Source organism: Streptomyces sp. NRRL WC-3618, assembly GCF_001280005.1.
GTDB lineage: Bacteria > Actinomycetota > Actinomycetes > Streptomycetales > Streptomycetaceae > Streptomyces.
On sequence record NZ_LGDW01000194.1, the window covers coordinates 1 to 2,041 of the forward strand.

Here is a 2,041-nt window from a genome sequence, read left to right on the forward strand (position 1 = left end):
GACGTCACCGGAGCCCACACCCACGGCACCGGACGTCACCACCACCAAACGGGAGCCGTCGCCGCCCTCGAACGCCAGCCACTCCCCCACCGTGCTCAAGGTGTCGTACAGAGAGGCACGCACGGACCCGGCCATGTCCCCGTCACGAGCCTCACCGACACACGACACGAACACGGACTCCGGCACGACAGCCCCGCCGTCGACCGCCGCGGCCAGCTCGGCCACATCCGCGTACGCCGTCACAGTTGCCCCGGCGCTCTCCAGCGCGGCGCGCAGCCCGACCGCGTCCGTACCCAGGACGGCATAGGCCCCCGATGCGGGAGCGGGCGCGGACACCACGCTCCAGTCCACGCGGAACAGCGAGTCGTCGTCGGAGGCGGCGTCCAGTTCACCGGCGGCGAGGGCGCGCAGGACGAGCGAGTCGACCGTGGCGACCGGCTCGCCGGAGGTGTCGGCGATGCTGAGGGACACCGCGCCGGAGGCGGCGGGCGTCAGGCGGACGCGCAGTTCCAGCGCGCCGGTCGCGTACAGCGACACACCGGTCCAGGAGAACGGCAGCCGTGCCCCCGCCTCGTCCCCGTCCTGGCCGATGGCGGTCAGGACGATGCCGTGGAGGCTTGCGTCGAGGAGCGCCGGGTGCAGGCCGTACTCGGCGGCGTCACCACGCTGGTCGTCGGGCAGCGCGACCTCCGCGAAGACGTCGTCGCCGCGGCGCCAGGCCGCTCGTACGCCCTGGAAGGCCGGGCCGTAGCCGAGACCCGCGTCGGCGAAGCCCGCGTAGAGCTCCTCGGTCTCCACGGCGACGGCGCCGGTGGGCGGCCACTGTGCGAAGTCCGCGTCGGCGCCCGTCGGCCGGGCGGGGCCGGAGGACGGGTCGGCGGTGGCGAGGACTCCGGCCGCGTGGCGGATCCACGGCTCGTCGGGGACGTCGTTCTGGGGCCGCGAGTGCAGGGTGAAGGTGCGCCGTCCGGTGTCGTCCGGCTCCTCCACCCACAGCTGGAGCTGTACGCCGGTGCCGTCCTCGGGCAGGACAAGCGGGGCTTCAAGGATCAGCTCTTCGAGCAGGTCGCAGCCGACCTCGTCGCCGGCGCGCACGGCCAGTTCGACGAAGGCCGTACCGGGCAGCAGCGTCCTGCCTGCGACCACGTGGTCGGCGAGCCAGGGGTGGGCGTCGGTCGACAGCAGGCCGGCGAACAGGCGCGCGTCGCTCCCGGCGACCTGGACGGCCGCGCCAAGCAGCGGGTGGTCAGCGGCGGCGAGCCCTGCCGAGGTGACGTCGCCTGTCAGGGCGGCGGCGTGCAGCCAGTAGCTCTGGTGCTGGAAGGCGTACGTGGGCAGGTCGACGCGGGCGCGGGACTCAGTCGGGGTGTACAGCGGCTTCCAGTCGACCTCGGCGCCGCGTACGTGGAGCTGGGCGAGGGCGGTCAGGAAGGTGTTCGCCTCCGGGCGGTCCTTGCGTACGGCGGCCACCAGGCCCGCCTGCTCGGCCGGGTCGGTGAGGGTGTCGTGCGCCATCGCCGTCAGGACGGAGTCGGGCCCGAGCTCAAGGAGCGTCGATACGCCGAAGCCGGTCAGTGCGCACAGGCCGTCGTGGAAACGGACCGCCTCACGGACGTGACGGACCCAGTACTCGGGGTCCTTCAGCTGGGCCGACTCGGCCAGTTCACCGGTCACGTTGGAGACGACCGGCAGCTTCGGGTCCTGGTACGTCAGGCCCCGAGCGATCTCGCGGAACTCATCCAGAATCGGGTCCATCAGCGGCGAGTGGAACGCGTGCGAGACCTTGAGCCAGCGCACCTTGCGGCCCTGCCCGCGCAGAGTCTCCTCCAGGCCCTCCAGGACCGCGCGGTCACCGGAAAGCACCACCTGACCGGGCCCGTTGACAGCGGCCAGGCCGACCCGATCCGTGACACCTTCCAGCAGCGGCAGCACGTCGACCTCGGCCGCCTGCACGGCGAGCATCGCGCCGCCCGCGGGAAGCGACTGCATCAACCTGCCGCGAGCTGCGACCAGTTGAGCCGCGTCTTCCAAGGACCACAGT

The 2,041-nt window shown here is 72.7% G+C and carries 1 protein-coding gene; it reads right to left on the minus strand.

The window, feature by feature from the left end; genetic code table 11:
* On the minus strand, positions 1–2,031 hold a 2,031-nt coding region (locus ADL01_RS19080), incomplete at its 3' end, for an acyltransferase domain-containing protein (protein WP_267889927.1).
* Positions 2,032–2,041 lie beyond the last annotated feature (10 nt).